Here is a 23108-nt window from a genome sequence, read left to right as displayed (position 1 = left end):
GTTTCCTGCGTAATATTCCAGCCGCAGAATCAGATTCTGCGGCTGGCCGGGAATCTCCAAGATCATCCTCTCGAAGGAGTTGGCCCCTCGATGACGCTGAATATCCCTGACGCGCCTCCACGGCGCACCTTGTCGGTGTGGATCGCGGCGGTGACGGCCGTGGTGATCGCCGCTGTCGTCCTCGCGATGACGCCGACGCGCGCAAACGCTGTCGCCAGCCCTGTGCCGCTGGGCACGGCAGCCAGTTTCGGAGTACTGGCCGGCGCCACGGTCACCAACACCGGTCCCACCGTGGTCAACGGTCTCAACGTCGGTGTGAGCCCCGGGACCGCCATCACCGGGTTCCTCACGTCCGACGGCGGGCCCGGCACGGTGACCCCGCCCGGGACCCTGCACTCTGCCGATGCCGTCGCCGCCCAAGCCAAGATCGACCTGACCACGGCGTACAACCAGGCGGCCGGACAGACTCTGACGGACGCGATCTACAACGACGCTCCCCACGAGTTCGGCGGCCAGACGCTGACGCCGGGCCTCTACAGGGCGAACAGCTCCGCCGGGATCACCGGCACACTCACCCTGGACGCCCAGGGCAACTCCAGTGCCGTGTGGGTGTTCCAGATCGGTTCGACGCTGTCGACGGCGTCCGCCAGCTCGGTGAGTTTCATCAATGGCGCCTCGCCGTGCAATGTCTACTGGCAGGTCGGTAGCTCGGCCACGCTCGGTACCAACTCCACGTTCGTGGGCACCATCCTGGCCGACACCTCGATCACCGCCACCACGGGGGCGACCATCAACGGCCGTCTGCTGGCCGACGCGGGCGCACGCGGTGACGGCGCCGTGACGCTGGACACCAACAGGATCTTCCAGGGGCCGTGCGGGACCGGCGGCACCGGCGGGACCACGGGCGGTCTGATCACCGGCGGTGTGATCGCCGGGGCCACGACCGCCGGCACCACGGGCAGCACCACGGTCGGCGCCATCGCCGGCGTGCCGACGGGCGGCGGAACCGGTGGCGTCCTGGGTGGCCTGCTGGGCGGCGTCCTGACCACGGGCGGCACCACGGGCGGAGTGCTCGGCGGCCTCGTCGCGGGCGCCACGACAAGCGGAACCACGGGTGCCACCACGGGCGGCGTGGTCGGCGGGACCGGACACGACCACGGCGGGTACCCGGAAGGCCACGGCCACGGCCATGGCAAGCCGGGCAAGCCCGGAGGCCATGACCACGGAGGTAAGCCCGGAGGCCATGACCACGGGGGTAAGCCCGAAAGCCATGACCACGGCGGTAAGCCCGAAGGTCATGACCACGGCGGGAAGCCCGAAGAGCACGGCGGTGACAGCGGGTACGGCAACAAGCCCGGCAAGGACGACGAATACGGCAGCGCTCGTCACTGAGTCGTGCATGCGTCCCTGAAGGGACGGGCGGCACGCGGCGGATCGCTATCGGTTCCGTCGCGCGCCGCCGCCGAAAGCTCAGGAGAAGCAGTGAGAGAAGCCGGGATCGAAAGGCCGGGTGGGGCCATGCTGGATGGCACTGTATCGACGGCTGCGGACGAATCCACGGAGGAATTCCCGCAGCAATCCGTGGAGAGAACCGCAGAACAATCGGAGCCCCCGCCGGTCATTTTGCGAGCGGCAACGACTGCTGCGATGTTCCTCTGCCTGGCGACGGCCTTGGTCCATGTGCTTCTGGTGTTTCTGCACGTGGCACCTCCGAACCCGCTCTCCCAGCAGTACAGCCGGCAAGTCAACGCGTGGGTCTTCCCGCTGTTCGAGCAGAACTGGCGACTGTTCGCTCCCGATCCGGAGTCCGTCAACCGGCAGATCTCGGCGAGGACCATGCACACCGCCCCGGACGGAACCGCGCGGGTGAGCGGCTGGTTCGACCTGACTGCCGTAGACAATTCCGCGGTGGAGCACAACCCCTTCCCGAGTCACACGGCGCAGAACATGCTGCGGCGGGCCTGGAGTTCCTACCTCGAGAACCACGTCGGGGACGACCAGTCGCGCACGCAGCGGGCGCTGATGACCCAGCAGTACCTGACCAACATCGCGTCGGATCGTGTCGCCGCCCACCGTGGCGGGAACTTCGAAGCCATCCAGCTACGGGTGGTCACCCTGCCCATCGCCGCGCCTGCCCCGGCCGTCGGCGCCGCCGTGGCCGCGGGCGCGCCGAAGGCGCCCGACACGCGGTATCTGCCCTGGTGGAAGGTGGAGACGGACTCCCATGGAAACTGAGCAGCCACCCGCACCGCACCCGCGAACCGACCGGAGGCCGAGAGCGGGCGCGCCGCACCTCGGACCCGACCGTGTTCGTGCGGCCCTCGACACCCTGACCGAGCGGCCGGTCTCGCTGTACGCCGCGGCGGTCCTGCGCATCGGATACGGACTCGTCTACCTCGTCTTCCTGCTGCGCGAGTTTCCGCACCGCGACGAGATCTGGGGCCCGGGATCACCGTGGACGCCGGAACTGGCGAGGCAACTGTTCGACCAGACGGGTTGGATCAGCATCCTCACCCTCTCCGACAACCGGGCCTACTTCGAGGCCTGTTACGCACTGGCCGTCGGCGCATCGGCACTGTTCGCCCTCGGCTGGCGGACCAGGGCGGTGTCCGTGCTGTTCGCGGTCGTGGTCGCGTCGTTCCACGGCAGGGCGATCTTCATGACCGACGGAGGAGACAACCTCATCCTCCTCATGGCCGTCTACCTCGTCCTCACCGCATGCGGCCGCCGCTGGTCCCTGGACGCACGCAGAACCAGGCTTCGAACAGGCGCGGCTGCTCCGCTGCCCATGTCGGCGGACCGGACGGCGAGTGGGCTCCGGCATCACCTCCGCGCTTCCCGTCGGACGCTGACCGCCGTGCTGCACAACTGCGGGATGTTCGTCATCGCGGCCCAGGTCTGCTTCCTCTACGGGTCCGCGGGCCTGTACAAGGTGCAGGGCGGATCCTGGGGCAACGGGACCGCCCTGCACTACGTCCTGAACCTCGACCTGTTCCGTCCCTGGCCGGGGCTTTCCCTCATGGTGGACGAGCACGACGTACTGATCGCCATCGCCTGCTACCTGACAGTGCTCTTGCAGGTCGCGTTCCCGTTCGTCCTGTTCGGGCGGCTCAAGTACCCGGTTCTGACCATGCTGTTGGGCATGCACCTGGGTATCGCGGTTCTCATGGGACTGCCCCTCTTCTCCGGCGCGATGATCATCGCCGACGCCGTGTTCCTGCCGGACCGCTTCTACCGGGCTCTGGGGCGGCTATGGCGACGCGCCGTTCGGGGATGGGGTTCCGGAGGACGGGCGGACGCCTCCCGGACACCCCACGCACCGGTGCCTGCACCGAGCGAACCCACCGGCTGAGGCCGCGCCTGCCCCGTACCGCCCGTTTCGCAGATCGCCTGCTTCGACACCTGGTGTGCTGTGCTGCCTGGCAACGCGCCTGCGGGAGACCCTCATTGACCGCGGCCGGCCCCTGCATCCGGCACGGCAGTGGCGTCGATGGAGGACGACCCGCACGGGGTGTTCCGGCCGGTGGCGTGCGAGCTCACGTTTCGCAACCCTGGAACCATCCCAGCCGTATCGACGTGCAGGTATGGGGAGTGCCTGGGAAGCCGTCCCGGATCGGGACATGACCGCGCAGGCCGACGGATGGATGCGAGTACGGACCACATGGATGCAATCCACGATGACGTGGCGGAGTTCGCGTCGCTGCTGACGCGTCTGAAGGAGCGCACGGACCGCAGCTACGCGGCGCTGGCCCGCCGTCTGGGCATGAATGCCTCCACGCTGCACCGCTACTGCGCCGGAGAGGCGGTCCCCCTGGACTTCGCCGGGATCGAGCGGTTCGCCGCCCTCTGCGGAGCCTCGTCCGAGGAACGCTTGGAGTTGCACCGCCGGTGGATCCTGGCAGTCGAGGCACGGCAACGACCACGCCCGTCCGATGCCCGGCCGGCACCGGCGCCCCACGACAGCACGAGCACCGCGGCATCGGCCGCATCCGCGAGCCACACCAGCCCGGCGGACGAGACCCCCGAACCGACCTCTCCAGCCGACCGGAGCCCTGAGCCGACTGCTCCGGCCGACCGGAGCCCTGAGCCGACTGCTCCGGCCGACCGGCGCCCTGAGCCGGCTTCGCCGGCCGACCCGCGCCCGGGGCCGACCCCGCCGGCCGGCAGGCAGCCCCACGCCGGGCGCCCCCGACGACGGCGGGTGCGATCGATAGCGCTGGCGGCCTCGCTCGCCGCCGCGCTCGCCGGCCTCACCACATCCGCTGCCGGACCCCCCTCCGCCGGCGGTGAGTCGTCGGCCTCCGCCCCCACCACACCGGACCCCTCCGCGTCGGCCACGCACAGCGGCGGCAGCTCGCCGAAGAACCGGGCGAACGCCGGCAGGGTCCCGCCGTCGGCCTCCGCCCCCACCACACCGAAACCCTCCGCGTCGGCCACGCCCAGCGGCGGAAGCCCGCAGAAGAACGGCGGGAACGCCGGCACGGTCCCACCGGCGGTCCCGCTCACCTGGACGGCCAACTCCCACCTCTGGCAACTCGAATGCGACCATGACTACGTCATCGCCAAGCCACCGCAGCAGGTCCCGCCGCCGCCGAGGCCGGGGGACGCCGCGGCGTGGGCCGCGTCCCAGCGGGCGGTGCACGGGCGCACCACCGATCTGCGGATCTCGGTGCAGGGACGCGGCTCCGCCGCCGTCGTCCTGGAGGCACTCCATGTGCGCGTGGTCAACCGCGTCACCCCCGCCACCGGCCAGAGCATCGCCTACTCCATGTACGAAGGCTGCGGCGCCGTCCTCATCCCCCGCTACTTCTCCGTGAACCTCGACGTGTCCCGACCCCTGGCCCGTTCGATGCCCGGCAACGACCCGGACAGACCGGCCCCCGCGATCAACTTCCCGTACCGGGTGTCCCTGCAGGAGCCGGAGGTCCTGATGCTCTCCGCGCGCACCGAGTCCTGCACCTGCGACTGGTACCTCGACCTCGACTGGTCCTCACAGGGCCGGAGCGGCACGGTGCGCATCGACGACCACGGCCGCCCGTTCCGCACCACCAGCATCAAGGGGCTGCCGCACTACTGGTACCGCAACCCCCCTGGCTGGGTCCCCATGACCACCGCCTACGACACCCCGGAAGCCGGCGACTGACGAAGCTGCTCGAGCGTCGGTCCGCACGACGGGTGCAGGGCCGCTCCGCATGCCTCGAAGTCCGCTGGAAGGCGGGCGTCCGGAGCGACCGACCACCACTGATGCGAGGGCCCCTGCCGCACGCCGGCCGGGGTCCTTTGGCATGCCCGAAGGAAACGAGTGGCGAGAGGGCCACCGGGTCGGGGCGGACAAGTCCGCGGCGGTCCAGTCGGCCGAGGCGGCCGACGACGCCAAGGCCGACGACGGCAAGCCGAAGGCGGCCTCGAAGTCGGTTCAGCAGCAGTTCGCCGACTACGTGGCCAAGCGCGGCACGCCGACCGAGGCTGCCGCGGTCAAGCACGTGACCAAGGTCCAGGGCGGCGGCGAGATCAACAACCTCCTCGACAGCGCCGACATCTACACCGATTACTCGGGCGGCATGCTTGGTTCGCACGCCGGCGACGGGAAGCTGATCGCTTCCGCGTTCGCCGACTGGCAAGAGGGCCGGGGCAAGTCGAGTGACAACGGCCTGGTGACGGTCTACGACAAGGACGCCGAGATCCTGTCCAACGGCAAGTTCTGAACAGCCGATGTCAGGGGGCCCGTACCCCGGGTCCCCACTCCCTACTGCCGGTCGGCTGCGGTCTTCGTCGCGGTACGGCGCCTCCTGGCCACGTGCGGCCTCGATGGCTGTGCTCGGCTCCTTGCCGACCGCCGCCTGGATTGCGGTGATCAAGGCGGGACGGATGTTTCGTCGCCTCCTCGTCCCGGAAGGCGTGCACGGCGTCTGGCGCCGCAAGTCCACCGCGCGGGCTTCCGGTGCGCCGACGGATCGCCCGTCACCTCGTGTGGCCTCGCCGTCTCGGGTGTTGGGTTCGGCCCCTGGAATAGGAGTTCGATCCGTGCTCGCTCCGGCAGCAGTGTCCTGCGGTGGCGTACTCCGTGCCCGGGCATGCAAGTGCGCTGGCGTCCGGTGCCGTTGATGTCCCGCGTGGATGTCAGGCTGGGCCAGCGCTGCTTGCGTGTCTTGCGGTTCATTGCCTTGGGTTCCTTCTCCTTGCGCTCGACCACGCCGTACGTCGACCACGGCCCCTGGTGTGCTGGGCTGCGGCCGGTGCCTGGCGTCACCTGTCTTGTCATCCGCGGTCACAGTCTCTTGGCCCGCGATGTGAGGGCGGCGCAACTGAATTTCTCACGCGGCCTAACAGGTCGGAAACCGGCCGCTACGACGGTCGGACTAGCTTCGTGACTATGAGGGTGTGGACGCCAGTACGGCTGGCGCTGGGCAGGTTTGACGCAATCGGCAAGAGCGTTTTAGGCAAGGGCAGTTCGGGGCGCCGCCGCAGTGGCCGAACGCCTCCTGACCGTCGGCCGATGCCTGGTTGGCGCAGCATCAGGGGCCGTGTGGCGGTGGTCATCACGGTCCCGATCTGCCTGCTGCTGGCGGTGGCCGGACTCGCCGTGCACGGCCGCGCCGTGGCCCTCGGTGACGCCCGGACGACCCGTTCCGAGGTTGGCCTGAGCCTGCGAATCCAGGCCCTGGTGCACCAGCTGCAACGCGAACGCGGCCTGACCAACGGTCTGTTGGGAGGCGAGGAGGAGTTCCGCCCACCGCTCGCCGCTACTCGCAAGCGCGTTGACACGGCACTGCGCGGAATGCGCCACGAAAGCGCCGTCGAGGATGTCATTCAGCGCCACTTGCAGCGCCTTGGCGAGATTCGGGCCGCCACCGACAAGGACAGCGCCGACACGGACACCGCGGACCGGGCCGCGACACTGAACTTCTACACCACCGCCGTCGAAGCCCTCAACGCCGTAGACCCGGTAGTGGAAACCACGAACGGCACCGACCGTCAACTGGGTGACGGACTCACGGCATTGCGGGAACTGGCCGCGGCCAAGGAGTCAGTCGCTCTCGAACGTGGCCTCCTCAATGGCGTGTTCGCGAACGGCGGCTTTCACGGCCGCGAGTACCTCACGTTCACCGAGGTACGTGCTACGCGCGTCGCCGCCCTCGCCCGTTTCCGGCAGATCGCCACCGCACCCCAGCGCGCGGCTCTGAAGAACGCGTTCGGTACCGAGGACGCCGAACGCGCCACCGTCTACGAGAGCCGGGCGGAAGGCGCCGCCGATGGCTCCGCGCTGCACGCCGACGCCGGCGCCTGGTGGGATGCCATGACCGTACTCGTCGACGATCTGTACGCCGTCCAGCAGTCGGTCGGTGACGACGCGAGGGACCGGGCCGACCAGCTCAGCCACGACGCCGAGATCGGCCTCGCCGCCTATCTCGTCGCGGGAGCGCTCATTGCCGCCTTCGTAGCGGGCCTCGCCGCTTTTGCCTCCCGTTCCCTCACACGCCCGCTGGGCGCGCTCGCCGAGGCCGCCCACGACGTGGCGCGGCACCGGCTGCCCGCGACTGTCGCCCGTATCCAGCAGTCCCTGCAGGACCATGCTGAGATCCTCCCGCCGGCGGACGCGCCGGACAACCTCGATTCACGGCTGCTGGGCGGCGCGGCGGAGATCGCCGAGGTCGCAGCGTCCCTGCACCAGGTGGAACACACCGCTCTCCGTCTGGCTGCCCAGCAGGCCGGCCTGCGCCGTAACACCACCGAATCGCTGGCCAATCTCGGCCGCCGCAACCAGAACCTCGTGCGTCGTCAGCTCAGGCTCATCACCCGCCTGGAACGGCAGGAACTCGACCCGGACGCCCTCGCCGAGCTCTTCGAGCTCGACCACCTCGCCACCCGTATGCGGCGCAACGCCGAAAGCCTTCTGGTCCTGGTCGGGCAGAATTCGCCGCAGCCCACGGCAGCCCCCGCCGACGGCCTGGAAGTCGTCCAGTCCGCCGTCGCCGAGGTGGAGCAGTACCGACGGGTCCTGATCGCCACCGTGGAGCCAGTGCGGGTGCGCGGGCACGCCGTCGCCGATGTCGCCCACCTCCTTGCCGAACTCATCGAGAACGGGCTGACTTTCTCGCCACCGACCGAACCGGTCGAGGTTCACGGCTGGTACGACACCGAGGACAACACGTACTGCTTCGCTGTCGTCGACCACGGCATCGGCATGTCCGAAGCCGACAAGGAACGTGCCAACGCCCGCCTCTCCGACGCCGGTGAGGAAGCCTTCCTCGCCGCGCCCACTCGGTTCCTCGGCCACCTCGTCGTCGGCCGACTCGCCCACCGCCTCGGTGAAGGTGCCCAAGTCCACCTCTTCGACACCACCGGCGGCGGCCTGTCCGCACTCCTTGCCCTCCCCGGACGCCTGCTCGCCCCCGTGGAGGCCCCCTCCGTCTCACCCCCGCCCGCCAGGCCCGCTGTCTCCTCCCTGCTCAACGGCTTCCGAGCAGGTGTCGCCCGCGCCGAGGCCCGAAGCACACAAGGAGCGTCATCGTGACCACCGCCATCCAGAATTTCGGCTGGCTCATCTCGGAGTTCGTACGCACCGCCGACGGCGTCACCGATGCCGTCGCCGTCTCCACCGACGGCCTGCTCATGGCTGCCTCGGACAGCCTCGGCCGAGATCGCGCGGACCACCTCGCCGCCATCGTCTCCGGCATCACCAGCCTCGCCCAGAACGCGTCCACCGCACACGGCTTCCGCGGCATGAAACTCGTCATGATCGAAATGCTCGGGGGTTTCCTCATGGTGGGTCGCATTCGCGACGGCAGCTGCCTCGGCGTCCTCGCCGCCGAGGGGTGTGACGTCGGCCTGGTCGGCTATGAGATGGCCATCCTCGCCGACCGCGCCGGAGAACTGCTCACCCCGCAGTTGGTACGCGACCTCCACTCCGCTCCACTGGTCGCGGGATAGTTGCGGCGCGCTCCGGCTACCTGCGTCTCGGGCCCCTGCATCCGCGCCCTGCGGACTCCGGTTCCCCGTGAGTCCCCGTCCGTTCTGGCACGAGAGGGGCACGTCGGACAGCACCACTCGATGACCCATATGGACGGCGGCGCAAGACCTTCCCGGAGGGGTGCGCTCGGTACTGTCCTGAGAAGGGCACTCCGCAGCGCCCTGGGGATGAGGTTCAGAAGGGGAGACCGTGCTGATCCAGGCAATTGGAGCCGTGTTGCCGGCGGCACTCGCGGTCGCCCTCAGCCCCTTCCCTCTGATCGGGATCGTGCTGATCCTGGCCGGCCGACACGGCCGACGCAACGGCCTGCTGTTCACGGTCGGGTGGATCGCCGGGCTCGGGATCGCGGCAACGCTCGTCGTGTTCGTGTTCGGTGGAGCCGACAACCCCGAAAGCCCCTCGTCAGCGATCGCGGACTGGGGGCGGGTGCTCGCCGGATTGGTTCTCATGGTGCTGGGGGTGCGCGCTTGGTGGCAGCGTCCGGGTGTCCACAGCGAGACCGAGACGCCACGCTGGATGGCGTCACTCGATGACGTCTCGGCCCTGCGGGCGCTGGTCCTCGGTGCGCTGTTGTCGGGTGCCAACCCGAAGAACCTCGTTCTGACGGCCTCGGCGGCCACGTCGATCGTCGAAACGGGGGCTCACAATGGCGATCTCACTGTGGCCGTCACCGTCTTCGTTCTCGTCGGATCCAGCACCGTCCTGGGTGCCGTCCTCATCCATCTGCTCGGCGGACAGCGCGCGGCTTCGTTCCTGGACAGTGTCAGGCAATTCATGATCACCAACAGCGCCGTGATCACCGCGATCGTGCTCCTCCTTCTGGGCGCCAGCATCCTGGGCGACGGACTCGCGGGACTTGGCCGGTGAGTCCGACGCCTGGCCGCGCTTGTGGCACGGGCTTGGCACGGTTGGGGATCATGCGAAAGGGCCAGTTCGAGAGGATCAAGCCTCTGAACTGGCCCTTAGCCATGTGCCCCCGGCAGGATTCGAACCTGCGACACCCGCTTTAGGAGTTCGATCTATGCCCGCGTTCGGGGCCGTCGACGGCTGGTCCGGCGGTCGCTCGGGGGCGCTGGTGTGTGCCGCCGTCCGGGCTCGTTGATGTCAGCGTTGGATGTCACCGAAACAGCTGCGGAACTGGGCAGACCTCCAACGGTTCCTCGGGTCGGTCGGCCCACTGCCACCACGTGTGCCGGTCCGCACACCGCCACAACGCCCGGCAGGTCCGTCGGCCGTCGTCTTCCCGTCCGGCGAGCACCAGGCCGCCCGACCTCAGGGGCTGGTCGCACTCGGGACAGGACAGGGCCTCGCTGCTCGTGTCGCGCACCCTAAACGCTGGCACCCTCGCATCAGTCGCCCGCGAACCATACGTAGCTGCCCGGGGTGGCCACGCACTGGTTCAATACCGCCGAGAGATCATCCAGTGCTGCGCGCTGCCGCTCGTCCGCGCACTTCTCCTTCAAGCCGGGCACCTCGACAAGGGCTGCTGCGGCCTCTTGCTCGTTCATCACCGTGTCCCCGTAGAGGTCAACGGCGGTAAGCCGACCGGAGATGCCGAGATAGTGCAGCGACCCCAGTGCGTCGGCCAACGCCTCGCAATGCCCGGAGCACCCTCGGAGGAACGTCGCACGCGACTTCTTCCAGTTACGGGCCGGCCGAGCAGAGTGCAGTTCCACATCGATTCCCACGCACGTCATGATGCCTGCCGCAGGGCCCTCCGTGCTGGGAGTGACCGATCAGCGATTGACCGGGACCTCGTAGACGATCTCGCACAGCGCGGCTGGCACCACGATGTCCGCCGTCTCGACCGGCCGCCCCTGGTCGCTGTAGTACGTCCGCCGGATGTGCGTGACCAGTGCGGCCTTCTGGATGCCCAGGAGTGAGGCTTCCTCGGCCGTGGCCGTCCTCGGCTCGGGCTGCTCAACGGCATGGTTGACGGTGACGCCGATCTCGGCCATCCGGTTCACGACTCCGGCCCCGGCGTGCGGGCCTCCTTCAGGGAGGACGACGAGGGAGCCCGCGGTGAGGTCGTACGGCTCCCAACTCGTCGAGAGTTGAACCGGCTTGCCGTCCGCCAGGAACTCGTACGCCGTCCGGACGCACAGCTCGCCTTCGGCAATCCCGAGCCGCGCGGCGATGTCGGAAGGCGCTGGCACCTTGGCATCCGTCCGGCTCTCCCAATCGCCCTGCTTGCCCACGGCTCTCATATCCGTCCGGAAGGGCGACTCGCTGGGGTGTTCCCGGGCCGACGATCGCACGACCCGCACCCGCCGTCGAGGCTCGGCTACGTACGTACCCGACCCGGCGCGGCCCTCCAACACTCCGTGGGAGATGAGCAGTTCCTGTGCCCGGCGGACCACGTTCTCGCCCACTCCGCACTCCTGGCCGATCTGGGCGCGGGAGGGCAGGCGATCGCCCGGCTCCCACACGTGCTCCGCGATCCGTCGCCGGAGTTCGTCGGCGATACGGAGGTAGGGCGGCTGCTCAGGCATATGGAAAATCTAGTCCACTAGCTCTAATCTAGTTAACTAGCTTCACTGAAAGTGATCGCCGGTGACGGAGGCTGCCCTGTGCCCGCTTCGGAAGTTAGCGCGGCGGTCATCGCCGCACGGCTGTCCAACCTCGGGCTTCCCACGCGAGTGGAGGAACACCGCCGTCACACGTCGGTCGAAGCGGAGGTGCCGGACGGGCTCTCCGCCGAGTTATGGCGGGAGGTCCTGGACGTGGTGGCTGAGGCCGACCGGTTCGGGCTTCTCGCCACCAGCCTGAACGGCCGCACCCTCTGGGCGGTCGTACGCAAAACGGTCCCCACGACGGGCAATGTCGGGGGACCGAGCCATCAGCGATAGGAGCTGAACAGCGTGCTCAACCGTATCCGCCGCGCCGTCTCCCTCACCAGGGCGCGTCCCTCCGCCAAGGGCAGGCACTGTCGCCCTTTAACGGCCGTCCGCCAGCCAATCGCTTCCACTCTCCCCGTGTCCGCTGATGCGTTGACAGCCATCCTGGGTCGGACCTCCACCGACGCGGACCGTCGGCACTCGCTCGCGGCTGAAGACATCGCACTCGTCCGCCCGTACGTGCTGGCCTGGGAGGAACGTGTGTGCACGCGCTCAGTGGTCGTCGCTCCCCATCTGCCGATCAGCGCGTGGTCGGCCCTCATGGGGTCCCACTGATGCCCTCAATGCCGTCTCGCCGACATCTCCCCAGCGCGGACGCCTCGGCCGTTCCCTACCGCTCGACCGCCTGCCGCATCGGTACGCACCTGGCCTGCGCGGAGTCTTCCCCGGCTGCGGCTCCGGTCGACCTTCCGGTGATCTACGAGGCGTGTGAATGCCCGTGCCACCCGTCAGCCGACCGATTCCCTGCCGCGGAGGTGGAGCGATGAGCGCATGGGCCCCCGGCGGCGGGCTGGTCGCCAGCATCGAGGTCACCGCGGCCACCGTGCAGCGCGGCGACGTCATCCAAGTCGGCGGCCACGCCGCCCGGGTGAGAGACCTCTTCCAACTCCCCCAAGGGGCCAAGCAACTGGTCTTCGAGTCGGGCGAACTGCTGACCATCCACGCGCGCAGCCGGCTCGTCGCCGTGCGGTCGCTGAGAAGGAGGTGACTGGGCCCGTGCCCTCTCGCCATCACGACATCGCCGACGACCTCCGCCGCCAGATCGCGACCGGCCGCATCCAGCCCGGCGAACGCCTGCGGTCCGAGGCCGACCTGGCCGGCCGGTACAAGGTCAGCACGGTGACGCTACGGAGGGCTCTCTCCGTGCTTCAGGGGGAGGGCCTCGTCGACAAGATCCACGGCAAGGGCAACTTCGTCCGCCTCCCCCTTCGCAAGATCATGTACGTCGGCGGCTGGGGAACCCTGGACCCGTGGACCGCGGCCGAAGCGGCTTTGCGCGTCACCGTTCGCACCACCACGGTTCAAGCGCACGGACGGCTCGCGACCTTGCTCAACATCCCCGCGGGCAGCCCCCTCACCGAGTTCTCGTGCCTCAGCCTCGAAGGAGCGTCACCGCGAGGACTAGCCCGCATCTACCTCCCGCGCGACCTGGCACCGGTCGGAGTGCTCGACGACGAATCCGCTTACGGAGAAGCGGCCACAAGGTTCGCCGTTCTCGGTCCTCCGCCAGCTGCTGTCCGGGAGACGGTATGCGCCCGCCCGCCGACACCGGACGAAGCGTCGGCCCTTCGGATCAGCTCTACCGTGTCTGTCCTCGCGATCACGCGCACCGCTACAGACTCCGCCGGGCGTGTGGTCGAAGCCGCGCTGCTGGCCTTCCTGGGTGACCGCATCGACGCGGTCTTCACCACCCACCACGTGATCGACGAGAGGCAGACGCAAGGATGACGGCACAAGACGAACTGCGGCTCCTCCCGTGGTCGGGCCCTGGGGGCAACCCCTGCTACCTGAGTACCGACGACCGGGACGGATTCATGTCCCGCCTGGCGGACAACATCGAGGCGATCCAACTCGGCACGGCCGCCGAGCTGCTGGAGCGAGCCTCCGAAACGCTCGATGGCCAGGCTGCGGACCCAGAGGAAAAGCAACGGCTGGCGAAGGAACTGACCGGGGCCCTACGCGACGTCCTCCGCGTCGCGATCAGCCGCGGTCACCTGCTGGCGGTGAACGAACCACACAGCACCTGAAGAGGCGTCCGCACAACGGCGTCTGGCGATGACGGCCCTCCCTTCTACACGGGGAGGGGAGCCCTAACACCAATCGGGCTCCCCTCCCCGTCACGCTGTGCCGACCCGCTCCAGAGCGCATCGCACACCGAAGCGCAGGCGAACCCTTCCCGCCGATCTCGTCCAAGCTGTTTAGTGTCATTGGACCTTGACCGCGTGCCACCGAACCTCGATGGATGTGAGCTTGCGCTGGTCAGGTCGCGCGAGCGGTTAGGGCAGCACACGATGCCTATGGCTGGCCGGGCAGCAGGTCTTGCAACCGCTGTGCCAGACCATTCACGCCCAAGGGAGCGTTCGACTCAGGCCCCGCCGCGATCGTCTGGACCAGCCCCGCGACAACCTCAGCCCGCTTCTCATCGGACAGGCCTGTATCGGCCAGCAACCTCTCTGCCGCCAGGTAGCGGGAGAACTCCAGCGGTTGATCAAAGTACGCCTTGAGGTGGTCAGCTGCAGACTGCTGGGACTTCACAAAAGTCTTGCTGATAAACCCAGCCAGCGCTGCCGAGACCGCCCCAAGTCCGCCCGTCACGATCGCGCCGGTCGTGTTGCTCACGTTCAAGGCCAGAATGACGAAAAGCACCAACAGTGCAAAACCGATCACCATTGAGATCTGCGCGCTCACGAACGATCGCCGTGCCTGGTTCGTGGCAATCTCGTGGTAAAGGTCCAGTCGGCGATGAGTCAGCGACCACAACCGAGCCAGCGCCAGATCCCGCTGATGGTGTTGCGTATCTGCCTCTTCCCGGGGTGCCGAGAGGCCCCCGGGCACCACGATTGCCGGTCCGGAGCGAGCAGCCAGAGCACCTTCCACTCCGCGCTCGGCTTCTCGAACGCGCTCACGACCGGCATCGATGGCTCGGTCGGCCTGGCGCTGTTGCGCCCATGCGGCCAAAGCCCCGACACCCGTAGCCACAAAGGACGCTGTAGCTACACCCAACCAGGCCGCCGAATCACCCTTCGTCGAGCCTTCGGAAAGCCGAGGGATGACCCATGCAATCCCTGCGATCACGGCTCCGGCACCCACGGTGACGCCGACCAAGCGGCCGAGCCGCGTCAACTGTGACGACGAGGAACTTTCCGGCGACGGCTCATTACCCATAGCTGACCAGCATGGTCATCAAGCATCAGTCTCGCCATAGGAACCGCAGAATTGAGAACTATCCAGCGGGCTGACCGCGCGACCGTGAACCCCAGTTGCGCCGCTCAAGCTTCCCTACGTTGTTCTGCGGGACCGGGCGAGCCCTTCGTATGGTTGGCCCACCCAGGGGCGTCGGGTGTGGCTTTCAAGGTTCTGCCGCCTGTGGCTTCCATCGATTGGCCGCCCGATGCCCCACGACGACTCGGCTGCCAATTAGGAATTGCGAATGATCGCTCCGTAGGGAATCGACAGCGAGGTCGTCCGTCGGGAGGCACCAGCACACCCCCGCACGGAGGCACCATGGCCAGGATCTGGGCCGGCATCGACGCAGGCAAGACCCATCACCACTGCGTCGCGATCGACGAGAGCGGCCGTCGGCTGCTGTCCCGGCGCGTCGCCAACGACGAACCCGAACTTCTCCAACTCCTCGCCGACGTCCTGGCCCTGGGCGAGACGGTGACCTGGGGCATCGATCTGGCCGACGGCGGAGCCGCCCTCGCCATCACGCTCCTCCTCAATCACGGCCAGCCGGTGCTTTACCTCTCCGGCCGGGCCATCCACCGGGCCTCCGAGGGCTACCGCGGCGAAGGCAAGACTGACGCCAAAGACGCCGCCGTCATCGCCGATCAGGCTCGTATCCGCCGCGACCTTCACCCCTTACGGGCTGGCGACGAGACCGTCACCGACCTCAAGATTCTCACCGGCCGTCGCATGGACCTGGTCGCCGACCGCACCCGCACCGTCAACCGGCTCCGTGCTCAACTCACCGGCATCTTCCCCGGTCTGGAGCGTGCGCTCGACGTCACCAACGTCGGCCCGCTCGTCTTGCTGTCCGGCTACCAAACGCCGGTCGCCCTCCGCCGGATCGGCCGCAAGAGGCTGGAGACGTGGCTGCGCAACCGCAAGGTCCTTCGCGCCGACCAGCTGGCCGAGGTCGCCTTTGAAGCGGCCGAGCGCCAGCACACCAGCCTGCCGGGCGAGGGACTGACCGCTCGGATGGTGCATACGCTGGCGGCGGAGGTGATGGGCCTCAACCAGCGAGTCGCCGAGATCGACAAGCTCATCGAGGCCCGGTTTCGCGAGCACCACCACTTCGAAGTAATCACCAGCATGCCCGGCCTGGGCATCATCCTCGGTGCCGAGTTCCTGGCCGCCACCGGCGGCGACATGAGCGTCTTCGGCACTCCCGACCGCCTCGCCGGCTTCGGAGGCGTCGCCCCAGCACCACGAGATTCCGGGAAGATCAGCGGCAATCTACGGCGCCCCCAGCGATACAACCGCAGACTCCAACGCGTCTTCTACACCTCCGCCTTGTTCAGCATCCGAACGTGCGAGGAATCCCGGCGGTTCTACGATCGCAAACGTGCCGAGGGTAAGCGTCATACCCAGGTCGTCCTGGCTCTCGCTCGCCGCCGCGTCAACGTCCTCTGGGCCCTTCTGCGGGACGGACGGCGCTACGAGCCGGCTCCGCCGGCAAGGGCTGCCGCATAGGAAGGGACGCGACACGCTGCGCGCGGCCAGTTGGTCTGACCGACCCCGTCAGACCAGGCAAAACTCGTTATCTTCCGGGTCTGCCATCACCACGTGATCCGGCCTGCCCTGCAACTCGTCCTCGCGGACCACGGTCGCGCCCGCAGCGGTCAACCGCTCCACCGCCTCGACCACGCGCGGCCAGCGCACCTCCCACGGGGTTTCACGGCCGCCACCAACTTGCACGTCGATATGCAGCCGGTTCTTCGCCACCTTCGGCTCCGGCACCTTCAGGAAGGACAAGGTGGGGCCCACGCCGTCCGGATCTGAGAGGTACGCCCCGTCATCCCACTCGTCCTCCGGAACCTCATGATGCGAGAACCACTCCTCCCAGCTCCCGAACCCTGCGGGCGCGGGCTTCTCCTCGTAGCCCAACGCCAGCGCCCAGAACGCGGCCAGTTTCGCCGGGTACGCGCAGTCGATCGTCAAGCTCCACTTGGTCGCCATGAGCCCTCCCCAGTCGGATGAACGGACTGTACCGCGCACCTCCGACACATCCTGCCCGCTACCTCAAGCGTGCGCCGCGGCTTGACGAACGGCATTAGGAATCGGTGGCCCGGGACACAAGCGCAGCAGGAGTGGAGCGCCACCTACCGGCCGCTCGCCGCCCGCCCGGTCGAACCGAGCTGCGGCGGTGTCTGTATCGACTGCCTGCTCAGGTGTTCTTCCATCCCTATTGGCGGCAACGGGATGGCGCCAGCGGCCCACCGGATGACTCACTGCAATGTGGAGCCGCCCGTCTCGGATGATCTTGAAAGCAGGTCCGGACCGCATCGCGTGATCACGCATCCGTCCTCCCCTACGAGCGGCCGACGCGTTGGCGTGGACGGCGAGGACGACCGCCGAACCGGAAGCGTAGGGAGTGGAACTTTGGACGATGACCCCTTCGTCCCGAAGCAACTTGGGTGAGGGCACTGCCTTGGGCTGGTGTGCAGTTCACCTGCGCAGATAGTCCGCAGTCGTCCGCGCCCGTCCGCCGTCGTTCGTCGGTGTTGTCACGCAGTTAGACACTCACTGGCTGGGCGCCTGATGTCCCACTCCTGCTCTGGAGCGGACCCGGCACATCCTCGTACCCACCTGAGTGTCAACGGTCCTTGCCGAGGGTGGGAAGGCCGCCGCGGAAGGGGCGGTATGCGGAGCCGTTCGCACGAGGCGTGATACCAAGCTTCTTCTTCAGCGCGGCCAGGTGTTCCGCGTCGGCGGACGCCTGCTTTGCCTCGTCCTCGGCCGCCCGTAGCCGTGCTGCCTCCGTGTCGGAGACGATCCGCTTCGGCTTCCCAGAGATGATTTCCGCTGTCTCGTGGAGGAACCCGAGTCCCCAGAGCCGGTACTGTTCGGCGGCCTCGCTGTTGCCGTTCTCGAGTGCCTTGCGCTGCTGTGCTTCGAAGTGCCGGGCCGTGTTGATGCAGAAGGTGTGCCGGCTTTTACCGATCCAGGTCTTCCCCGACATGGTGTTGTCGCTGGCTCCCATGGTCCCCCCTCGACGCCTGTGACGGATCGTATACGCCTGAACACAAGCTGACCGTGAGCCCTCAGCTTGGGAAGCTGCGGGCTCCCGGTACCGAGCTGACCCGGTTTTACGCCCCGTTCGTGGTCTCGTTGGACGTAGCGGATCCCTGGCCATTCCTCGCTCGATCTGGGTGCCCTTGTTGTTCGTCTCGGTGGACTTGTCACGCTTGCCGTCCATTTACGCTCTATGAAGCCTCTCTTTTATGTCTGCATATAGTTCCATAGTTTTCCCTATGGGGCTAACAATAATTCCGACGTTATGGCTTGAAAGGGTTACGGTAATCCCGCCCAAGGTTGACGCGTCGAGCCCCACAACGCGCTCATAGGCGATGCGGTCAACTGGCTCACGCTGCCTGCGCGGAACATACATTATGGCATGAGCGGTCAGGGCTAGGAGGCCATATGGTGGCGTGACGGGCTTTGCCACATCCCACGCCTTTTTCAGATCAGATTTCTCCTTCTCTACCTCATAATTTGAGGAAACAAGGAAGCGTCCAATTGCCAAGTTGACGATCTCAATTTCCTGATGCCTACCCAGGGAAGCGACTAGGCGATCTAATTCTTTCCTCCTGTATGTGGCCGTGTACTTGTCCGGAATCCTGCCCAAAAAATTGGGAACCTGGACCTTTTTGCGGAAGATTCGCTCGACTTCGATAAATCGAGCGGCCTGGTCCCTTGTTGCTCCCTGAGGAACTTCATTTTGAGGCCCTGTCAGTAGTCTGATTGCTGACAGGATGCGGCGAAAGTCGTCGTCAAAGCTATCTGCGCTCAGCGTGAGTGCTTGCTTAGATAGAAGGCCTTGCAAGCTTTGAGGAAGGGTGACCGGCGATGGGAGTTTGGCACCCTCGACCAAGATAGGAATTATTTCCTTGCCTTGGCTTAACGCCGACTCAATTTCTTTGCGGACCCAGTCGTTTTTAGCATGTAGGGAGGGTATCCCGCCAGCGCTTTCGGCATTCCAATTGGCGCCAACTAGCGCCAACAATACGTCACACTTCGCGATTGCTTCCGCTATGTGAGTCGTGAAGTCTGTTCCAGCGGGTACGCTGTCAAGGTCTTTGAATATATTTGGAGCCCCTAAGTGGCCTGTCAGGCGGTGATGAAGCCATCCGGCATAGGCGGATGTGTCACGCCGTCGGTAGTTGATAAAAACGAATGCCTTCTTATTTCCCACAGGGCGCCCCGTTTCGGCCTACGATTCGGCGATGCGCGCTACGCCGGACCGTGCTTAAGTCCTAAGTAACTTCGCCGATGGTACTGCGGTTAGCTAAGCAATGTCTATATGTCCTAGTCCTACTCCTAGGTCGACTGGTCGCCGCTCGAGCTCGATTGCGTGTTCGATATTGCCATCACTGTAGGGCTTGACCTTTTGTATCTAGCTCTTGAGCTGACAGTAGAACTCGCGTGTTAGTTCGGTATGGTTGATCGTGTCTGGCACCTACTACGAACCGATCTAAGCAATCCGCGTCGCTAATTGATACGGCGTGCACCGACCCGCAACTCGGGCGTCGGCGGCGGCGCTGCGCGCATAGGAGTCAGCGCCGTCGACGGCACTCCCCGCAGACGACCTTGGCCACTCCAAGGTCCAGAGAGTCGCAAATGATCCTGTTGCGTCGCAATCTGCGAGGGTGGCTTCGGCTCCCGACTACCACCGCTGGGAAGACCAATCCGCCGCACGGGCGGCTGCTCAGACCCCGTCTACCTGGCCGGCTGGGTCCTCCACAAGGACAAGACGACCGGCGAGGCCCGTGCACCACTACTTCACCGAACACGGGCCCGCCGGACTCTGTCTCGCCTGCGGCAACCGCCGCCTCCCGTTGCCCGGCCTAGGCCTGGACCTACGCGGGCGACACCTACGACCTCATCCGTGCGGGCTCGCCGGTGACGACCGACGCGCCATCCCAGCCACCATCAGCGACCACCCCGGCGTCTTCGCCACCCTCACCGCACCTTCGATCGGCCCGGTACACAACCGGCCCGGCCGAGGCATCTGTCGCTGCGGCACCCACCAGGCCGCCGACGACCCGGCTCTGGGCACCGCCCTCGACCCGGCAACGTACGACTACTCGGGTGCCGTCCTGTTCACAACGACGCCGGGCAGCTCTGGCAGCGCTTCACTACCCGGCTCCGCCGCGAGATCGCCGCCCGCGCCGGCTTCACCCGCCGAGAACTCGCCGACGACCTACGCGTCTCGTACGGCAAGGTCGCCGAACTCAGAAACGCGGCGCCCTGCACTTCTGTGCCGTGATCCGCCTTGACGGCCCCGGCACCACCGCCCGCCTGGGCAACGGTCGACCTCCTCGCCGATGCCATCCGCGCGGCCGTCGCACACTCGTACACCTCGTCTCGATCCCGGCCGCCGAGGACCAGCTCGGCTTCCGAGGCCACTTCTCCTCCAAGTCCCGCCGCTACTCGACCACTCTCGGCGCTTCCGTCAGGCCCGTGCCGACTACCGCGGGGCCAGGAACACGCCGCCCTCGGCCTCGACGACCAGGAGCCGGACACAGTCCTCGTCCTCGCCGACTGGCAGTACGCCGGTCAAGGCCACGGTCTACCGCGGTTGACCCGCGAGCGGAACGTGCCAGAGAACCCTGGTCGGGCGGCGTGTGCGCTCCCTTCGTGCGCTGGTTGCGACCTTGCGTGACCTGCCTGGCCGCAGCACGGTCTAGGTGGATGCTGCTCGGTGCCTGCAAGTCCACCAAGGAAGGGCGGTACGTAGTGGGTTCAGCCAGTCAGTGGGCACGTGAGACCTTCGGAGACATAGCCAGCGAACTGGCCGACAACATCCCAGCTTGCCTCTCCCGGGCTCATGATCGAGCACGCACGGGGCAGGAGGGCGTCCATACCCAGACGCTCGAAGCCTATGGGCATGGCCTATATGCGGTGCAATACGAGGAACTGGCCGCTGGCATCTCCAAGTTTGGCGAACCAGTGCGCCTGCAAGGGCGCACGATGATGCTTGTTCGCGGGAACCTTATCTACCCCCTCCGCTACGCCAAGAAGGATGTGCCCGTCACGGCTGCACGTCTCCGTCGAGCTACAGGCTTCCGAGCAGACCTGATCCGACGCCACGGCCCGCCGGCCATGCAGCAAGCATTCGACCTGGACCTCGGGGAGCTCGAGGACGCCGAGGTCCACCCGGACCTGGAGCTGCTTCCCGAAGACGTGCGGCTTGTCCTGGTCGCCTACGCCTGCGCAATGGAGAAGGGAGTCATGCGCATTGAGTGGGGCTCTGCGGAGCTACGTAGGGAGGACCGGTATCTGATCTGGCACCGTCACGAGGCGCTGCCAATCGCAGGTTGACCCGCAGCGGTGAGCAGGCGGACGCAAGCCTCGGCAGCTGAGGATGCAAGTTCTGCGGGTGCAGGCATAACCCTTCCAGTGTGCAGATCATCGCCGGGACCCCAGCCAGGGCGAGGTGCGGGTGGTCACCTGTGCGTGCTGTCTGTCAGCGTTGGTGGTCTCCGACGGCCCAGCGAGCTGGCTCACGATCACTGCATTGCAGGCGGACGTGATCAATCTTGAACGCAGCGGGTCGGAACTGCTGGCCCAGCGGGCCGGACAACGAAGATCCGATGTTCTCCGCGTTTACCCTCTCTCGCCCCGGACGTCGCAGTACGCTACGCAGAGACACAGCTAAGCAGCCACGTCAGAGCTTGAACATCGCGCTCTCGACGTTAGGTAAAGGGGGGCCCATGGCTCGTCGCACTTTCTTCAGCTTCCACTACGAGCGTGATGTTTGGCGTTCAGCGGTGGTACGGAAGAGTGCAGTCCTCAAGCCGGACATCTCTCCAGAGTTTATCGATGCCTCCCTTTGGGAGGAGTCGAAACTCAAGGGAGACGACGCATTGCGCAAGCTCATCACAGACGCCCTATACGGAACCACGGTCACTGCTGTACTCATTGGCGCTGAAACGAGCATGAGGCGCTGGGTTAATTACGAGATTTCCCAGAGCATCGAGCGCGGGAACGGGCTTTTCGGGATTTACATCCACAACATCCGCGATCAGCACGGCAACAGGGATAGCAAGGGCATCAATCCGCTTGACCCGGAGTTCGCGACTTACGACTGGGTCAACGACGATGGGTACAATAACTTGAGTAAGTGGGTAGAAGCTGCTTATGACGAGAGGTAGTCGTGCAGGAATGTGATTTTTGCGCCATCGGCACGGGAGAAGCGCCAGCGATCGTCGTCTGGGAAGACGAGGAAAACCTGGCATTTTTCCCGCGCCGCCCTGCGGTTGTCGGCCACACTCTGATAATCCCAAAACGTCATTATGACGACCTCTTCGAGTTGACTGATCCCGCGGTAGCAAGCCTCACGCAGGCAGTCGCCAGAGTCGGTCGGGGCCTGCGGAGAGCTCTGAGTCCAGACGGCATGAACCTCATCAATTCAACCGGCAAGGCAGCTACTCAGTCAGTTTTCCATGTTCATATGCACCTGGTTCCCAGATGGACCGGTGATCGATTTGGTGACATCTGGCCCCCGAGTGAGCCCTGGGCCGGTGAAGTCAAAGCAGAAGTCGCCGACATGGTGAGGCGTGAACTTAACCCCTCGCGACCCTGATTATTCCGCCTACAATGAAAGCAATATCAACAAGCGCCAGAGTGCCATAAAAGTTGACCATCGTGTGGGATCGAATCACCTTACCCCAAGGCACAACGGCGTGATATGGCTGAACATTCATCGAGAAAAGCTCGACAGGGGTTGCAGGCTTTCTAACGTCGTCATAGAGCTTGCGAAATAGTCTCTCCTGGCGAAGGAAATAGCTGTCGAGCAGCCAAAACCCGCCAATTGGAATGATCCCGGCGGCGGCAATTTTCCAGCCGGGATTATTCGCTGAAATCCCAAAGAAGACTCCAGCAACGGTCATCGTCCACCCCTTGATCAGGAATGATCCGTTGCCCAGTCGAGCCACTATCGCTTGTATAAATTCGAGGTGCTTGATCTCTTCCTGAGTGATGGATTGGTTGGCGGAGCTACCTGATGACACGTGGTCCCCTGATTTCGCGCCGAGGCTTCGAAGGTTAATAAGTAGCCCATCCGAGCTTCGATACACAAGGGCACCCAGCCTCGGGCGGCTGAGCCCACAAGGTCGGTGGAGCGGCTTTGGGCGGGAGCTGCTTTGGGGCGAGTGATCATGGCCCCGTAAGCTCATGGCGAGTCGGGCAGTCTGTGGACCTAACGTCGCGTCCCCAAGGTGTGGTTGATGCGCGCTTGGCGTTGAGGGGGTTGACGGCCATCGAGGCCCCTGGCAGGTCGGATATTGGTGAGA

The 23108-nt window shown here is 66.3% G+C and carries 24 protein-coding genes and 1 pseudogene; 18 read left to right on the top strand and 7 right to left on the bottom strand.

What is annotated here, in order from left to right; genetic code table 11:
* The first annotated feature begins 90 nt into the window (after window positions 1-90).
* The 8 genes from ACFWBT_RS04765 to ACFWBT_RS04730 all read left to right on the top strand — a co-directional run bounded on the left by ACFWBT_RS04765 (window position 91) and on the right by ACFWBT_RS04730 (window position 9838).
* Window positions 91-1392: an ice-binding family protein gene (locus tag ACFWBT_RS04765; RefSeq protein ID WP_385695903.1), complete on the top strand. Its 1302-nt coding sequence runs from the start codon at window positions 91-93 to the stop codon at window positions 1390-1392.
* Between the two features lie 126 nt (window positions 1393-1518).
* Window positions 1519-2235: a DUF5819 family protein gene (locus tag ACFWBT_RS04760; RefSeq protein WP_385695900.1), complete on the top strand. Its 717-nt coding sequence runs from the start codon at window positions 1519-1521 to the stop codon at window positions 2233-2235.
* Complete coding sequence (locus tag ACFWBT_RS04755) at window positions 2225-3352, top strand: HTTM domain-containing protein (RefSeq protein ID WP_385695897.1); 1128 nt, start codon at window positions 2225-2227, stop codon at window positions 3350-3352. Before ACFWBT_RS04760 ends, ACFWBT_RS04755 begins: the two co-directional genes overlap by 11 nt.
* Window positions 3353-3661: 309 nt before the next feature.
* Complete coding sequence (locus tag ACFWBT_RS04750) at window positions 3662-5143, top strand: helix-turn-helix domain-containing protein (protein WP_385695895.1); 1482 nt, start codon at window positions 3662-3664, stop codon at window positions 5141-5143.
* 142 nt (window positions 5144-5285) lie between these two features.
* Window positions 5286-5705: a hypothetical protein gene (locus tag ACFWBT_RS04745; protein ID WP_385695893.1), complete on the top strand. Its 420-nt coding sequence runs from the start codon at window positions 5286-5288 to the stop codon at window positions 5703-5705.
* A gap of 791 nt (window positions 5706-6496) precedes the next feature.
* Window positions 6497-8515, top strand: coding sequence for a nitrate- and nitrite sensing domain-containing protein (locus ACFWBT_RS04740; protein ID WP_385695890.1), 2019 nt, complete (start codon window positions 6497-6499; stop codon window positions 8513-8515).
* Window positions 8512-8931 (top strand): roadblock/LC7 domain-containing protein, encoded by a 420-nt coding sequence (locus ACFWBT_RS04735; RefSeq protein ID WP_384462218.1) that lies wholly within the window; start codon window positions 8512-8514, stop codon window positions 8929-8931. The genes ACFWBT_RS04740 and ACFWBT_RS04735 overlap by 4 nt, the downstream gene beginning before the upstream one ends.
* 229 nt (window positions 8932-9160) lie before the next feature.
* Complete coding sequence (locus ACFWBT_RS04730) at window positions 9161-9838, top strand: GAP family protein (RefSeq protein WP_385695887.1); 678 nt, start codon at window positions 9161-9163, stop codon at window positions 9836-9838.
* A gap of 482 nt (window positions 9839-10320) precedes the next feature.
* Here ACFWBT_RS04730 and ACFWBT_RS04725 read toward each other — a convergent pair whose 3' ends face one another.
* Together ACFWBT_RS04725 and ACFWBT_RS04720 are read right to left on the bottom strand one after the other, a co-directional pair.
* A complete protein-coding gene (locus ACFWBT_RS04725; protein WP_385695885.1) occupies window positions 10321-10668 on the bottom strand; it encodes a hypothetical protein in 348 nt (115 codons plus the stop codon).
* 39 nt (window positions 10669-10707) lie between these two features.
* On the bottom strand, window positions 10708-11463 hold the full coding sequence (locus ACFWBT_RS04720) for a GntR family transcriptional regulator (RefSeq protein ID WP_385695882.1): 756 nt from the start codon (window positions 11461-11463) through the stop codon (window positions 10708-10710).
* A 78-nt stretch (window positions 11464-11541) separates the two neighbouring features.
* Here ACFWBT_RS04720 and ACFWBT_RS04715 point away from each other — a divergent pair, with 78 nt between their 5' ends.
* From ACFWBT_RS04715 to ACFWBT_RS04695, 5 genes are all read left to right on the top strand, one after another.
* Window positions 11542-11820, top strand: a complete 279-nt coding sequence (locus ACFWBT_RS04715) for a hypothetical protein (RefSeq protein WP_385695880.1) — start codon at window positions 11542-11544, stop codon at window positions 11818-11820.
* Between the two features lie 141 nt (window positions 11821-11961).
* Window positions 11962-12144 carry a hypothetical protein gene (locus tag ACFWBT_RS04710; RefSeq protein ID WP_385695877.1) on the top strand — a complete coding sequence of 61 codons (183 nt, stop codon included), beginning with the start codon at window positions 11962-11964 and terminating at the stop codon, window positions 12142-12144.
* A 208-nt stretch (window positions 12145-12352) separates the two neighbouring features.
* A complete protein-coding gene (locus ACFWBT_RS04705; RefSeq protein WP_385695875.1) occupies window positions 12353-12577 on the top strand; it encodes a hypothetical protein in 225 nt (74 codons plus the stop codon).
* Window positions 12574-13317, top strand: coding sequence for a GntR family transcriptional regulator (locus tag ACFWBT_RS04700; RefSeq protein WP_385695872.1), 744 nt, complete (start codon window positions 12574-12576; stop codon window positions 13315-13317). The genes ACFWBT_RS04705 and ACFWBT_RS04700 overlap by 4 nt, the downstream gene beginning before the upstream one ends.
* Window positions 13314-13616 carry a hypothetical protein gene (locus ACFWBT_RS04695; RefSeq protein ID WP_385695870.1) on the top strand — a complete coding sequence of 101 codons (303 nt, stop codon included), beginning with the start codon at window positions 13314-13316 and terminating at the stop codon, window positions 13614-13616. Before ACFWBT_RS04700 ends, ACFWBT_RS04695 begins: the two co-directional genes overlap by 4 nt.
* Before the next feature lie 268 nt (window positions 13617-13884).
* Here ACFWBT_RS04695 and ACFWBT_RS04690 read toward each other — a convergent pair whose 3' ends face one another.
* Entirely contained in the window at window positions 13885-14754 is an 870-nt protein-coding gene (locus tag ACFWBT_RS04690; protein ID WP_385695868.1) for a hypothetical protein, read from the bottom strand.
* A 339-nt stretch (window positions 14755-15093) separates the two neighbouring features.
* Between ACFWBT_RS04690 and ACFWBT_RS04685 the strand changes: the two genes are divergently transcribed.
* Window positions 15094-16284 carry an IS110 family transposase gene (locus ACFWBT_RS04685; protein ID WP_385695866.1) on the top strand — a complete coding sequence of 397 codons (1191 nt, stop codon included), beginning with the start codon at window positions 15094-15096 and terminating at the stop codon, window positions 16282-16284.
* A 48-nt stretch (window positions 16285-16332) separates the two neighbouring features.
* Here the strand turns inward: ACFWBT_RS04685 and ACFWBT_RS04680 are convergent, their stop codons facing one another.
* The 3 genes from ACFWBT_RS04680 to ACFWBT_RS04670 form a co-directional block, all read right to left on the bottom strand.
* Window positions 16333-16770, bottom strand: coding sequence for a VOC family protein (locus tag ACFWBT_RS04680; RefSeq protein ID WP_385695863.1), 438 nt, complete (start codon window positions 16768-16770; stop codon window positions 16333-16335).
* 637 nt (window positions 16771-17407) lie between these two features.
* Window positions 17408-17794, bottom strand: coding sequence for a hypothetical protein (locus ACFWBT_RS04675; protein WP_385695861.1), 387 nt, complete (start codon window positions 17792-17794; stop codon window positions 17408-17410).
* A 216-nt stretch (window positions 17795-18010) separates the two neighbouring features.
* Complete coding sequence (locus ACFWBT_RS04670; protein WP_385695858.1) at window positions 18011-19006, bottom strand: toll/interleukin-1 receptor domain-containing protein; 996 nt, start codon at window positions 19004-19006, stop codon at window positions 18011-18013.
* Between the two features lie 454 nt (window positions 19007-19460).
* Here ACFWBT_RS04670 and ACFWBT_RS04665 point away from each other — a divergent pair.
* From ACFWBT_RS04665 to ACFWBT_RS04650, 4 genes and pseudogenes are all read left to right on the top strand, one after another.
* Window positions 19461-20080: pseudogene (locus ACFWBT_RS04665) on the top strand (replication initiator).
* A 425-nt stretch (window positions 20081-20505) separates the two neighbouring features.
* Entirely contained in the window at window positions 20506-21135 is a 630-nt protein-coding gene (locus ACFWBT_RS04660) for a hypothetical protein (RefSeq protein WP_385695855.1), read from the top strand.
* A 392-nt stretch (window positions 21136-21527) separates the two neighbouring features.
* Window positions 21528-21968, top strand: a complete 441-nt coding sequence (locus ACFWBT_RS04655) for a TIR domain-containing protein (RefSeq protein ID WP_385695852.1) — start codon at window positions 21528-21530, stop codon at window positions 21966-21968.
* Window positions 21969-21970: 2 nt separating this feature from the next.
* On the top strand, window positions 21971-22399 hold the full coding sequence (locus ACFWBT_RS04650; RefSeq protein ID WP_385695849.1) for an HIT family protein: 429 nt from the start codon (window positions 21971-21973) through the stop codon (window positions 22397-22399).
* On the opposite strand, the gene ACFWBT_RS04645 is transcribed toward ACFWBT_RS04650, so the two are convergent.
* A complete protein-coding gene (locus ACFWBT_RS04645; protein WP_385695846.1) occupies window positions 22380-22826 on the bottom strand; it encodes a hypothetical protein in 447 nt (148 codons plus the stop codon). The genes ACFWBT_RS04650 and ACFWBT_RS04645 overlap by 20 nt on opposite strands.
* Window positions 22827-23108: the final 282 nt, after the last annotated feature.

Source organism: Streptomyces sp. NPDC060027 (assembly GCF_042737005.1).
In the GTDB taxonomy this organism is placed as follows: Bacteria; Actinomycetota; Actinomycetes; order Streptomycetales; family Streptomycetaceae; genus Streptomyces.
Note: the sequence above shows the minus strand (reverse complement) of the source record. Positions and strands in the feature narration are given on the sequence as shown.